Raw genomic sequence first — 12,985 nt, forward strand, 5'->3', positions numbered from 1 at the left:
GGATGCTACGTGTTGGCCATGTCCACGAACCGCGAATAATGACCCTGGAAGGCGACGGTGATGGTGGCCGTCGGACCGTTACGGTGCTTGGCCACGATCAGGTCCGCCTCACCCGCACGGGGGGACTCCTTCTCGTACGCGTCCTCGCGGTGGAGCAGGATCACCATGTCGGCGTCCTGCTCGATCGAGCCGGATTCACGCAGGTCGGAGACCATCGGCTTCTTGTCGGTGCGCTGCTCGGGACCACGGTTCAGCTGGGACAGCGCGATCACCGGCACCTCCAGCTCCTTGGCCAGCAGCTTGAGGTTTCGGGACATGTCCGAGACCTCCTGCTGGCGGCTCTCGGGACGGCGCGAGCCACCCGACTGCATCAGCTGGAGGTAGTCGATGACGACGAGCGAGAGGTCGTTGCGCTGCTTGAGCCGGCGGCACTTGGCGCGGATCTCCATCATCGACAGGTTCGGGGAGTCGTCGATGTAGAGGGGGGCGGCGGAGACGTCCGGCATCCGGCGGGCCAGCCGGGTCCAGTCGTCGTCCGTCATGGTGCCCGAGCGCATGTGGTGCAGGGCCACCCGGGCCTCCGCCGAGAGCAGGCGCATCGCGATCTCGTTGCGCCCCATTTCGAGGGAGAAGATGACGCTGGGCAGGTTGGCCTTGATGGAGCAGGCACGGGCGAAGTCCAGCGCGAGGGTGGACTTACCCATGGCGGGGCGGGCCGCGATGACGATCATCTGGCCGGGGTGCAGACCGTTGGTCAGCGAATCCAGGTCCGTGAAGCCGGTCGGGACGCCCGACATCTGGCCGCTGCGCGAGCCGATCGCCTCGATCTCGTCGAGGGCGCCTTCCATGATGTCGCCCAGCGGCAGGTAGTCCTCGGAGGTCCGCTGCTCGGTGACGGCGTAGATCTCGGCCTGGGCACTGTTGACGATCTCGTCGACGTCCCCGTCGGCGGCATAACCCATCTGCGTGATCTTCGTACCGGCCGCGACCAGCCTTCGCAGGACGGCCCGCTCGTGGACGATCTCGGCGTAGTACTCGGCGTTCGCCGCGGTCGGGACGGACTGGACCAGCGTGTGCAGGTACGGAGCCCCGCCGACCTTGGTGATCTCGCCGCGCCGGGTCAGTTCGGCGCTGACGGTGATCGGGTCGGCCGGCTCGCCCTTGGCGTACAGGTCGAGGATGGCCTGGTAGATGGTCTCGTGCGACGGGCGGTAGAAGTCGTGGCCCTTGAGCACCTCGACCACATCGGCGATGGCGTCCTTGGACAGCAGCATGCCGCCCAGGACGGACTGCTCGGCATCGAGGTCCTGCGGCGGGACGCGCTCGAAGCCGCCCCCTCCGCCGTCCCAGGAGCCCGACTCGCGCCCTCGGTCCTGGTCCTCGTCCCCGCGGCCGCGGCCTTCGCCGTTACGGCGCGAACGGGCGGGCAGACGGTCACCTGGACCGCTGTCGGCCCAGGGGTCGTCCATGGGCTCGGGCATGCTCACCGGGCCACCTCCTCCCGTCCGCAACGCGGACATTGCCGTGCCACTCTTTCTACGACACGGCTCTGACATTTGGGGCACCCGAATCGGCTCTCGGCGAGTCGGACAACGATCCACGGTAGGGCCGGGAGCGGCGTCAGCCAATCTTGTTATCCACAGGCTGTGTGGATGAGATGTGGATGACGGCGCCAATGCTGTGGGTAACTCCCCCGAAGCTGTGCACGGACCGGGGGACGGTGCTGTGGACAAAATCACCAGACCCACCCCGCCACCCCACCTGACCTGCAAATTCTCCCTCCACTGACTGTGGGTGAGAAAAATATTCGCCACTGTCTCAAGATCGCCTCCAATGAGGTGGGACGAACGCGCGAATCGGCGCGGAGGTAAGGTTCTAAAGAGCTTTGCGTCTATTACCTGTGGAAGATTAGATTGAGCACATGAGACAGGCCCCCGCAGCACCGAAGGCTGCCTCTGGACGACACGACCGCGAGATCTTCGCGCTCGCCCTCCCCGCCTTCGGCGCGCTCGTCGCCGAACCCCTCTTCGTGATGGCCGACAGCGCCATCGTGGGGCACCTCGGCACCCCCCAGCTGGCCGGTCTCGGCATCGCGGCAGCCCTGCTCACCACCGCCGTGAGCCTCTTCGTCTTCCTCGCCTACGCCACCACCTCGGCCGTGGCCCGCCGCGTCGGTGCCGGCGACCTCCCGGCCGCCATCCGGCAGGGCATGGACGGCATCTGGCTCGCCCTCCTGCTCGGCGCGGCCGTCATCGCCGTCGTCCTGCCCGCGGCGCCCTCCCTGGTCTCCTTCTTCGGTGCCTCCGACACCGTCGCCCCGTACGCGATCACCTATCTGCGGATCTCCGCCCTCGGCATCCCCGCGATGCTCGTGGTGCTCGCCGCCATCGGAGTGATCCGCGGCCTCCAGGACACCCGGACCCCGCTCTACGTCGCCATCGGCGGCTTCACCCTCAACGCGGCCCTGAACCTCGCCCTCGTCTACGGCGCGGGCCTCGGCATCGCCGGCTCCGCCTGGGGCACCGTGATCGCCCAGTGCGCCATGGCCGCCGCCTACCTGACCGTGGTCGTCCGCGGCGCCCGCCGGCACGGCGCCTCCCTGCGCCCCGATGCGGCGGGGATCCGGGCCTGCGCCCAGGCGGGCGTACCGTTGCTGGTGCGGACCCTGTCCCTGCGCGCCATCCTGCTGATCGCCACCGCCGTCGCCGCGCGCCTGGGCGACGCCGACATCGCGGCCCACCAGATCCTGCTCTCCCTGTGGACCCTGCTCGCCTTCGCCCTCGACGCGATCGCGATCGCCGGGCAGGCCATCATCGGGCGCTACCTCGGCGCGGGGGACACCGAGGGAGCCAAGGCCGCCTGCCGTCGCATGGTGCAGTGGGGGATCGTCTCCGGCATCGTCCTGGGCCTCCTGGTGATCGCGGCCCGTCCCGTGTTCGTCCCGCTCTTCACCAGCGACCCCGCCGTCGAGGACGCGCTGCTGCCCGCCCTGCTCGTGGCGGCCGCCTGCCAGCCCGTCTGCGGCATCGTCTTCATCCTCGACGGGGTCCTGATGGGCGCCGGCGACGGCCGCTACCTGGCCTGGGCCATGCTGCTGACCCTCGCCGTGTTCGCCCCGGCCGCCCTGCTCGTACCGGCCCTCGGAGGGGGGCTGACGGCCCTCTGGTGCGCCATGGCGCTGATGATGCTGGTCCGCATGGTCACCCTCCAGCTGCGCACCCGCTCGGGCCGCTGGCTGATCGCGGGGGCGACCCGCTAGACCGCGCCGATGTTTCACGTGAAACATCGCGAGAACGACGAAGGGCCGCACCCCCGAGGGGGTGCGGCCCTTCATTGCGCAGCCCTTAGGCGGCGACGACCTCGACGCCCACGTTCGCGACCACGTCGGCGTGCAGACGCACGGAGACCTGGTAGGAACCGAGGGTCTTGATCGGGGAGCCCAGCTCGACGCGACGCTTGTCGACCTTGGGGCCACCGGAAGCCTCGACCGCCGTGGCGATGTCGGCCGGCGTGACGGAACCGAAGAGACGACCGGCGTCACCCGCACGGGTGGCCAGACGGACCTTCACGGCCTCGAGCTTGGCCTTGAACTCGTTGGCCTGCTCGATGGTCGCGATCTCGTGGATCTTGCGGGCGCGGCGGATCTGCGCCACGTCCTTCTCGCCACCCTTGGTCCAGCGGATCGCGAAACCACGCGGGACCAGGTAGTTGCGAGCGTAACCGTCCTTGACGTCGACGACATCGCCGGCGGTGCCGAGGCCAGAGACCTCGTGGGTCAGGATGATCTTCATTATTCGGTCACCCTTTCCTTATCGCGCGGTGGACGTGTAGGGCAGCAGCGCCATCTCACGGCTGTTCTTCACAGCCGTGGCGACGTCACGCTGGTGCTGCGTGCAGTTGCCGGTGACGCGGCGGGCACGGATCTTGCCACGGTCGGAAATGAACTTCCGCAGCATGTTCGTGTCCTTGTAGTCCACGTACGCGGTCTTGTCCTTGCAGAACGCGCAGACCTTCTTCTTAGGCTTGCGCACAGGCGGCTTCGCCATTGTGTCTCTCCTGTGAAATCAAGAAGTGGGGGTTCGAGCTGCCCTTAGAAGGGAGGCTCGTCCGAGTAGCCGCCGCCGGAACCGCCGGTGTTACCAGAGCTTCCGCCCCAGCCACCGCCGCCACCCTGCTGCGAGCCGCCGGCAGGCGCGCTGGACGCCCACGGGTCGTCGGAGGGAGCTCCGCCGCCCTGGGGAGCGCCGCCACTGGGGGCTCCGCCCCAGTTGCCACCGCCGCCACCCTGCTGCTGACCGCCGCCGCCGTATCCACCCTGGCCACCGCGACCGCTGGTCTTGGCGACCTTGGCCGTGGCGCTCTTCAAGCTGGGGCCGACTTCCTCGACGTCCAGCTCGTAGACCGTGCGCTTGACACCCTCACGGTCTTCGTACGACCGCTGCTTCAGCCGGCCCTGCACGATGACGCGCATGCCCCGCTGAAGGGACTCGGCGACGTTCTCAGCCGCCTGACGCCAGACCGAGCAGGTCAGGAACAGGCTCTCGCCGTCCTTCCACTCATTGGTCTGCTTGTCGAAGGTGCGGGGAGTGGACGCGACACGGAACTTCGCGACCGCCGCACCCGAGGGGGTGAAGCGCAGCTCGGGGTCGTCGACGAGATTGCCGACGACCGTGATGACGGTCTCGCCTGCCATGGATGAACCTCTCGGCGGGGATTGCTGCTGGGCTGCTGTTGCTACTCGGTCCCGATTACCGCTGAACCGAAGTTCAGTGGGTCTCGGGGCGGAGGACCTTGGTCCGGAGAACCGACTCGTTCAGGTTCATCTGTCGGTCAAGCTCCTTGACGACCGCAGGCTCGGCCTGGAGGTCGATGACCGAGTAGATGCCCTCGGGCTTCTTCTTGATCTCGTAAGCGAGACGACGACGGCCCCAGGTGTCGACCTTCTCGACCTTTCCGTTGCCCTCACGGACGACAGAAAGGAAGTTCTCGATCAGCGGGGAGACAGCGCGCTCCTCGAGATCGGGGTCGAGGATGACCATCACTTCGTAGTGACGCATGTGGAACCCACCTCCTTTGGACTCAGCGGCCACGGTCGTTCCGTGGCAGGAGGGTCGTGATGCGTACGCACGGCGTCCGCAAGCAGACACCGCGCAGACCGTACAGACTACCTGCTCGACTCCTTCCGGTTGAAATCCGGCACCAGGAGGCCACAATCTGTATCCATCGGGTGTGCTCGGTGCTATGCCCCGGCCCCTGCCGGAGCAGGCCCGCAGCACCGCTCTGCTGCAGCCAGGAGGTGCCTTCCGATGGCACAGGCAATGCGACGCCAGTCCACGCCCCCGTCGATCTCGCTCTTCGCGACGGACGGCAAGCCCCATCCGGTCCAGGACACCCTGGTCGCGGTCACTCTGATCCTCGGCGCCGTGGCGTTCATCACGGCGTTCTTCCACAATCTGCACCTGCTCAGCTCGTGGACCGGGCTGGTCGGGATCCTCACCGGCGCCTACGGACAGTTCATCTCGGAGACGACACGCGAGCGCTTCGCACTGATCGTCGGCCTTGGTGCTGCTGGCATCGGCTTCTTCCTCGGCATGGCACACGGCGGGCTCTTCGGCGGCTGGCTGGGCTGACCGGCGTACCTCCGCGACAGGGCGCCGGCCTCCCACCGGCCCGGGCCCGGCCCGTCCCCCAGATGGGTGGCGCCCTTGTCGCAGTAGGCTTCGCGCCATAGCCAGCGAAGCCGCCGGAGGAGACGCCCCGCATGAGCCTGTCCCTGAGGACCATCAGCCGAGAGCAGCATCTGGGCTACCTCCAGAGCCTGCCCTCGGCTAGCCACTGCCAGGTCCCGGCGTGGGCCGACGTGAAGAACGAGTGGCGTTCCGAGAACCTCGGATGGTTCGACTCGTCCGGCGAACTCGTCGGCGCCGCCCTTGTGTTGTACCGCCAGCTCCCCAAGGTGAAGAGGTACCTCGCGTACCTTCCCGAGGGCCCCGTCATCAACTGGTACGCCCCCAATCTCGAGGAATGGCTCCAGCCGATGCTGGCCCACCTCAAGCAGCAGGGCGCCTTCACCGTGAAGATGGGTCCGCCCGTCGTCATCCGCCGCTGGAACTCCGCCGCCATCAAGGCCGGAATCCAGGACCCGGAGGTCAAGCGCCTGCGTGACGTGGAGGCTTCGCACATCGAGCCCCGCGCCTTCGAGGTCTCCGACAAGCTGCGCCGCATGGGCTGGCAGCAGGGCGAGGACGGCGGCGCCGGCTTCGGCGACGTCCAGCCCCGCTACGTCTTCCAGGTGCCGCTGGCCAACCGCTCGCTGGACGACGTCCTCAAGGGCTTCAACCAGCTGTGGCGCCGCAACATCAAGAAGGCCGAGAAGGCCGGCGTCGAGGTGGTCCAGGGCGGCTACGAGGACCTGGCGACCTGGCAGCACCTGTACGAGATCACGGCCGAGCGCGACAAGTTCCGCCCGCGCCCGCTCGTCTACTTCCAGCGCCAGTGGAAGGCCCTCAACGCCGAGGACCCCAACCGCATGCGGCTGTACATCGCCAAGCACGAGGGGGAGCCGCTGGCCGCCGCCACGATGCTCACCGTCGGCCAGCACGTCTGGTACTCGTACGGCGCCTCCGCCAACCACAAGCGCGAGGTCCGCCCCTCGAACGCCATGCAGTGGCGCATGCTGCGCGATTCGTACGCGCTCGGCGCAAGCGTCTACGACCTGCGCGGCATCAGTGACACCCTGGACGAGAACGACCACCTGTTCGGTCTGATCCAGTTCAAGGTCGGCACGGGCGGCGAGGCCGTCGAGTACGTCGGCGAGTGGGACTTCCCGCTCAACAAGCTGCTCCACAAGGCGCTCGACATCTACATGTCCCGCCGCTGATCCACCGCCCCATCCACACACCGCACCGCTGCACCACGCAGCTTTTCGAGAGAGGCTCCGGACGGGCATGGCGCTCACGCTCTACGTCGACACCGCGCGCTGGCGTGCGCACCAGAAGCAGATCCAGGACCAGTTCCCCGGCCTGATCCCGGTCTGCAAGGGCAACGGCTACGGCTTCGGCCACGAGCGGCTCTGCGAGGAGGCGACCCGGATGGGCGCCGACGTCCTGGCCGTCGGGACGACGTACGAAGCCGCGAGCATCAAGGACTGGTTCGGCGGGGACCTGCTCGTCCTGACCCCGTTCCGGCGCGGTGAGGAGCCGGTGCCGCTGCCGGACCGGGTCATCCGCTCGGTGTCCTCGCTGGACGGGGTCCGGGGTCTCGTCGGCGCCCGCGTGGTCATCGAGTGCATGAGCTCCATGCGCCGGCACGGCATCTCCGAGCAGGACCTCGGCCAGCTGCACACCGCGATCGAGGACGTCCGGCTGGAGGGCTTCGCCCTGCACCTGCCGCTGGACCGCCCGGACGGCTCGGACGCCGTCGAGGAGGTCATCGGCTGGATGGACCGGCTGCGCGCGGCCCGGCTGCCGCTCCACACCATGTTCGTCAGCCACCTGAAGGCCGCGGAGCTGGCGCGCCTCCAGCAGCAGTTCCCGCAGACCCGCTTCCGGGCCCGGATCGGCACCCGGCTCTGGCTGGGCGACCACGAGGCGACCGAGTACCGCGGTGCGGTCCTCGACGTCACCCGCGTCTCCAAGGGCGACCGGTTCGGCTACCGCCAGCAGAAGGCCGCCTCCGACGGCTGGCTGGTCGTGGTCGCCGGCGGCACCTCGCACGGTGTGGGCCTGGAGGCCCCCAAGGCCCTGCACGGGGTGATGCCGCGTGCCAAGGGCGTGGCCCGGGCGGGGCTGGCCACCGTCAACCGCAACCTGTCGCCGTTCGTGTGGGCGGGCAAGCAGCGCTGGTTCGCCGAGCCGCCGCACATGCAGGTGTCCATCCTGTTCGTGCCCTCCGACTCTCCCGAGCCGAAGGTCGGCGACGAACTGGTGGCGCACCTGCGTCACACCACAACGCAGTTCGACCGGGCGATCGAGGCCTGAGTCAGTCCTCGGGGCCCGCGCCCCATTCGACCCGCCGTCCGTCCGAAGGCGCCGCGTACTGCGGCGCCTTCGCCGTGTGCGACAGGGTGAACACGTCCTCGGCGCCGTCCAGGACGCCGCCGGAGGGGTCGTCCGACCCGTCGCGCCGCACCACGTCGCGCTCGGGCAGCATGATGTCGCGCACGACCACGGCGCACAGGTAGAGCGTGCACAGCAGATGGGCCGCGATCGCCAGCTGGTAGCCCTCCAGCGGCAGGCCCTGGTGCTTCTCACCGCTGGTCGTGTAGGCCAGGTAGAACCAGATCCCCAGGAAGTAGACGACCTCGCCGGCCTGCCAGATGAGGAAGTCCCGCCAGCGCGGCCGGGCCAGCGCGGCGAGCGGGATCAGCCACAGCACGTACTGCGGCGAGTAGACCTTGTTGACCAGGATGAAGGCGGCCACGAGCAGGAAGGCCAGCTGCGCGAAGCGGGGGCGGCGCGGTGCGGTCAGCGTGAGGAAGCCGATGCCCGCGCACAGCAGCAGCGTCAGGCCCGTGGCGTAGGTGTTGGCGCCCTCCAGCGGGTTCCCGGAGCGCTGGGAGATCAGCAGCCACACGGAGCCGAAGTCGATGGGCCGCTCCTGGCTGAAGGTGTAGAACTTCGTCCAGCCTTCCCAGGCGAAGAGCATGACGGGCAGGTTCACCACGACCCACGAGGCGACCGCGCCGCCGACCGCCGCACCGAAGGCGCGCCACTTCCCGGCCCGCCAGCAGAGCATGAACACGGCCCCGAGCAGCAGTACGGGGTAGAGCTTGGCCGCGGTGGCCAGGCCGATCAGGATGCCGAAGGCCAGTGTCCGGCCCCGCGACCACATGAGCATCGCGGCGGCCGTCAGGGCGATCGCCAGCAGGTCCCAGTTGATGGTCGCGGTGAGCGCGAAGGCGGGCGCGAGGGCGAAGAGCAGGGCGTCCCACGGCCGCCGGCGGTGCGTACGGGCCACGCACACGGCGATCACGGCGGCGCAGGCCATCAGCATGCCCGCGTTGACCATCCAGTACATCTGCTCCCGGTGCTGCATCGAGCCGCTGCTCGGGGTCAGCCAGGAGGCGACTTCCATGAAGACCCCGGTGAGCACCGGGTACTCCAGGAACTGCATGTCGCCGGGGAGCCGGTCGAAGTACGGCGTGAGGCCGTCCGCGAAGCCGCGTACGACGTAGAGGTGCGGGATGTCCGAGTAGCAGGCGTGGGTGTACTGGGACCCGGCCCCTCGGAACCACGCCCAGTCGTAGCAGGGCAGCTTCTGCACCATGCCGAGCGCGAACATCCCCAGGGCCACGAGCACCACGACGCGCACCGGGGTCAGCCAGTGGCCTCCCAGCCGGGCGTAGCGGCCCAGCGGGCCGCCGATGAGCTCGCTCCCGGCGGCGGCCACCTCGTCCTGCTGGGTGGGCAGTACGGGGCTGTCCTCGTGCACCTTCGTCATGCGCACATCCTGCCGTACGGCGCCGGACATGGGAGAGGGCCGTCGCACTTGGTGCGACGGCCCTCTACGGCCCTGCTTCGTGGCGGCGGGATCAGCCGCCCGTGGCCCCCCCTATCGGGAAGCCGCCGGTACCGCCGCCGTTCGTCGCTCCACCCGGCCTGCCGCCGCCCGTCTTGCTGGGCGAGGGCGAGGGCGAGACGGTTGCGCTGGGGCTCGCCCCCGGGTCGCAGATCTCCCACGGCTTGCAGGAGGGCTTCCCGCCCTTGGAAGGCGACGGGGACGGCGAAGGCTCCATCGAGGGGCTCGGGGACGGAGAGGGGGACATGGACGGGGCAATCGAGGGCGAGGGCGTGGGAGCACCGGAGGCGTCCGCGACGACGCCGAGCTTGTCCGGCTCCGGGAACTCAGTCTCCGGAACGCCGTTCAGCGCTTCCTTCATGTACTTGACCCAGATCTCGGCGGGGATGTCACCACCGTGGAGGGACGGGATGTTGCCCACGCCCTTCATCGAGATCAGTTCCTTCTTCGGCGCGTTGGGGTCCGAGCGGAACAGGGTCACGGAGGTGGACAGCTGGGGCGTGTAGCCGACGAACCAGGCCGACATGTTGTCATCGGTGGTACCGGTCTTGCCCGCGGCGGGCCGGCCCAGCTTCTTCGCCTTGGTACCGGTGCCGTTCTCGACGACGTTGCGCAGGACCTTGGTGACGTTGTCCGCGATCGAGTTGTCCATGGCCTGCTGCGCCTTGGGCGCCTCGAAGCCGGCCAGGTCCTCGCCGTTCTTCCTCACCTTGGTCACGGAGTACGGCTCGTGGTGGGTGCCGGAGCCGGCGAAGGTGGCATACGAGTCGGCCATCCGGATGGCGCTGGGCGTCGAGGTGCCGAGCGCGAAGGAGGCGTTGTCGTTCGGGTCCATCGTCTCCGGGAGGATGCCCGAGGCCTTGGCGACGTCCCGGACCTTGGTGTGGCCCACGTCGAAGACGAGCTGGGCGAACGGAACGTTGATGGACTTCTCCATCGCCTCGTTCAGGGTCACGTACCCGTAGGCGGTCGGGCTCTCGTTCTTCTGCTTGAACGGCTTGCCCGAGCCGTCGCGCAGGGGCTTGCCGTCACGGTTGTTGATCACCGTGAGGTCGTTGGCCATGTACTTGCTGTCGGCCGAGATCCCCGCGCCGTTGGAGTTCTGTGTGCCGTACTCCATCGCCGCCGCCAGCACGAACGGCTTCCAGGTCGAGCCGACCTGGACACCGGAGGTGTTGGCGTTGTTGTTGAAGTACTTCTTGTCCATGCCCGGCCCGCCGTACAGGGCGACGATGGCTCCGGTCTTCACGTCCACCGAGGAAGCGCCGAACTGGACGAAGGTGTCGGTGTCGGGCCGCTTCTTCTCGTCGATCAGCCCGTCGCGGGTCTCCTCGACGGCCTTGACCAGGGCGTCCACCTTCGGCTTCTGGAAGGTGGTGTAGATCTGGTAGCCGCCCTTGGCCAGCTCGTCGACCGTGATGCCCTTCTTCGTCATGTAGGCCTTGGCCGTCTCGACCAGATAGCCGATCTGTCCCGCCATGCCCTTGGCCTGAGCGGATTCGACGAGCTGGGGGAACTCCTTGAACTGGTCCCGCTCGGACTGCTGCATGCGGCCCACCGTGACCTCGCGGTCCAGCACCCAGGCCCAGCGCTGCTTGGCGCGTTCGGTGTTGGCCTGGGTGGTGGCCGCGGTGCCGATGCCGCCGTCCGGGTTGTAGAGGTTCGGGCCCTTGAGCACGGAGGCGAGGAAGGCGCTCTCGGACGGGGTCAGCTTGTCGCAGTCCTTGCCGAAGTAGGCGCGGGCGGCGGCCTGGATCCCGTAGGCGTCGCGTCCGTAGTAGGCCGTGTTCAGGTAGCCCGCGAGGATCGTGTTCTTCTCCTCGCTCACGCCCAGCTTTATCGAGATGAAGAGCTCGGTGACCTTGCGCTTGAGCGTCTGGTCGGAGTCCAGGTACGTGTTCTTCACGTACTGCTGGGTGATCGTCGAGCCGCCCTGGGTGGATCCGCCCTTGGCCATGTTCCACACGGCGCGGGCGATACCCATCGGGTCCACGCCCTTGTCCGACTCGAAGGACTCGTTCTCCGCCGCGATCACGGCGTTCTGCATGGACCGGGGGATGCTCCCGATGGGCACGATCTGGCGGTTCACGGATCCACCGGTCGCGACCATCTGGGTGCCGTCGGCCCAGTAGAAGACGTTGTTCTGCGCCTCTGCCGTCTTGTTCGGGTCAGGGGTGTTCACCGAGGCGATGCCGATTCCGGCGCCCGCGATGATGATCGCGAAGAAGCCGAAGGCCGTGCCTCCGACGAGCTTCCACGACGGGATGAAGCGCTTCCATCCCGCCTTGTCCGAGCGCGGGTAGTTGATGAACCGCTTGTCCGGGCGGCCCGTGCCGCGTCCGGCCTTGGCGCCCCGGCCCCGTCCCGCCGGTTCCCGTCCTGCGGATCTCCGGTTGCCGGCTCTGCCTCCACGGCCCGGCTCCTCCGGATACGGCCCGCTCGGTGACGAGGTGGGGACGTCGTGTCCGGACCCGGCGCCCCGTCCGGGGCGCGCTTGGGCAGCCTTGCGGGCCGCGGCGCGGCCGCCACCCTGGGGCTGTTGCGGTTTGCGGCGGTGCTCGCTCATCGAACGACTACTCCTCGGGCAGGCGAGTGGCCTGGAAGCGGCAGGTGAGTTCCGGTCCCCCCGGTGTCATGGCGCACAGACTACGCACGCCCAAAAGCCCCTCAGTGCCGAAGTTCATCCCAAACCAGGCAACTTGCCCTGTGTGAATTGAGGATGTGACGCCGGTCACCGTGTCGTGACTTGTAGCCGGGAGCAGCCCGTTCTATCGTCTGGATGTATCGAGCCGATACATCAGCTCGACATAAACACTCCGAGGCGGAGGAAGGCAGGCGGATGAGCAGGCGCTCAGGCATCCTCGAGTTCGCCGTACTCGGCCTGCTTCGCGAATCCCCCATGCACGGCTATGAGCTGCGCAAGCGGCTCAACACCTCACTGGGGGTGTTCAGGGCGTTCAGTTACGGAACGCTCTATCCCTGCCTCAAGACGCTCGTCACCAACGGCTGGTTGATCGAAGAACCGGGCAATGCCCCGGAAGACGCTCTCGCCGCTTCACTCGCAGGGCGCCGCGCCAAGATCGTCTACCGGTTGACGGCGGCAGGCAAGGAGCACTTCGAGGAGCTCCTCTCCCACACGGGCCCCGATGCCTGGGAGGACGAGTCTTTCGCCGCACGCTTCGCTTTCTTCGGCCAGACCGAACGAGAAGTGCGCATGCGGGTCCTGGAAGGCCGTCGCAGCCGGCTTGAAGAGCGCCTGGAGAAGATGAGCGCCTCGCTCGCCCGCACTCGCGAGCGGCTCGACGATTACACGCTCGAGCTGCAGCGCCACGGCATGGAGTCCGTGGAGCGCGAAGTGCGCTGGCTGAACGAGCTCATCGAGAGTGAGCGGGCGGGACGGGATCAGAGACGACCCGGTCCGTCCGACGAAACTGCTAAATGAGGCCTGCATCTCGCAGGCCTCGTC

12 protein-coding genes are annotated in these 12,985 nt (G+C 68.2%); 5 read left to right on the forward strand and 7 right to left on the reverse strand.

Annotated elements, in window-relative coordinates; all coding sequences use genetic code 11:
* Positions 1-5: 5 nt before the first annotated feature.
* Positions 6-1,469, reverse strand: coding sequence for a replicative DNA helicase (gene dnaB, locus OG490_RS18580; protein ID WP_330300971.1), 1,464 nt, complete (start codon positions 1,467-1,469; stop codon positions 6-8).
* 452 nt (positions 1,470-1,921) lie between these two features.
* On the opposite strand from dnaB, the gene OG490_RS18585 reads away from it, so the two are divergent.
* Positions 1,922-3,259 (forward strand): MATE family efflux transporter, encoded by a 1,338-nt coding sequence (locus tag OG490_RS18585; RefSeq protein WP_330297419.1) that lies wholly within the window; start codon positions 1,922-1,924, stop codon positions 3,257-3,259.
* Positions 3,260-3,344: 85 nt separating this feature from the next.
* Here OG490_RS18585 and rplI read toward each other — a convergent pair whose 3' ends face one another.
* The 4 genes from rplI to rpsF all read right to left on the reverse strand — a co-directional run bounded on the left by rplI (position 3,345) and on the right by rpsF (position 5,057).
* Positions 3,345-3,791 (reverse strand): 50S ribosomal protein L9, encoded by a 447-nt coding sequence (gene rplI / locus OG490_RS18590; RefSeq protein WP_330297420.1) that lies wholly within the window; start codon positions 3,789-3,791, stop codon positions 3,345-3,347.
* Between the two features lie 18 nt (positions 3,792-3,809).
* Positions 3,810-4,046: a 30S ribosomal protein S18 gene (gene rpsR, locus OG490_RS18595; RefSeq protein WP_005315025.1), complete on the reverse strand. Its 237-nt coding sequence runs from the start codon at positions 4,044-4,046 to the stop codon at positions 3,810-3,812.
* Positions 4,047-4,090: 44 nt separating this feature from the next.
* Positions 4,091-4,693 (reverse strand): single-stranded DNA-binding protein, encoded by a 603-nt coding sequence (locus OG490_RS18600; RefSeq protein ID WP_330297421.1) that lies wholly within the window; start codon positions 4,691-4,693, stop codon positions 4,091-4,093.
* 73 nt (positions 4,694-4,766) lie between these two features.
* Positions 4,767-5,057 (reverse strand): 30S ribosomal protein S6, encoded by a 291-nt coding sequence (gene rpsF, locus OG490_RS18605; RefSeq protein WP_004950685.1) that lies wholly within the window; start codon positions 5,055-5,057, stop codon positions 4,767-4,769.
* A 249-nt stretch (positions 5,058-5,306) separates the two neighbouring features.
* Here rpsF and OG490_RS18610 point away from each other — a divergent pair, with 249 nt between their 5' ends.
* The 3 genes from OG490_RS18610 to OG490_RS18620 all read left to right on the forward strand — a co-directional run bounded on the left by OG490_RS18610 (position 5,307) and on the right by OG490_RS18620 (position 7,979).
* On the forward strand, positions 5,307-5,630 hold the full coding sequence (locus OG490_RS18610) for a hypothetical protein (protein ID WP_330297422.1): 324 nt from the start codon (positions 5,307-5,309) through the stop codon (positions 5,628-5,630).
* Positions 5,631-5,761: 131 nt separating this feature from the next.
* Positions 5,762-6,880 (forward strand): lipid II:glycine glycyltransferase FemX, encoded by a 1,119-nt coding sequence (locus tag OG490_RS18615; protein ID WP_330297423.1) that lies wholly within the window; start codon positions 5,762-5,764, stop codon positions 6,878-6,880.
* Positions 6,881-6,947: 67 nt separating this feature from the next.
* Positions 6,948-7,979 (forward strand): alanine racemase, encoded by a 1,032-nt coding sequence (locus OG490_RS18620; RefSeq protein ID WP_330297424.1) that lies wholly within the window; start codon positions 6,948-6,950, stop codon positions 7,977-7,979.
* 1 nt (position 7,980) lies between these two features.
* On the opposite strand, the gene OG490_RS18625 is transcribed toward OG490_RS18620, so the two are convergent.
* Positions 7,981-9,441 carry a glycosyltransferase family 87 protein gene (locus tag OG490_RS18625; protein ID WP_330297425.1) on the reverse strand — a complete coding sequence of 487 codons (1,461 nt, stop codon included), beginning with the start codon at positions 9,439-9,441 and terminating at the stop codon, positions 7,981-7,983.
* Positions 9,442-9,532: 91 nt separating this feature from the next.
* The gene (locus OG490_RS18630; RefSeq protein ID WP_330297426.1) at positions 9,533-12,085 is read right to left on the reverse strand and encodes a transglycosylase domain-containing protein; all 2,553 of its coding nucleotides are present in this window, start codon (positions 12,083-12,085) and stop codon (positions 9,533-9,535) included.
* Between the two features lie 273 nt (positions 12,086-12,358).
* Here OG490_RS18630 and OG490_RS18635 point away from each other — a divergent pair, with 273 nt between their 5' ends.
* A complete protein-coding gene (locus tag OG490_RS18635; RefSeq protein WP_327253820.1) occupies positions 12,359-12,961 on the forward strand; it encodes a PadR family transcriptional regulator in 603 nt (200 codons plus the stop codon).
* The last annotated feature ends 24 nt before the right edge of the window (positions 12,962-12,985 follow it).

The organism is Streptomyces sp. NBC_00503 (genome assembly GCF_036346895.1).
Taxonomy (GTDB): domain Bacteria; phylum Actinomycetota; class Actinomycetes; order Streptomycetales; family Streptomycetaceae; genus Streptomyces.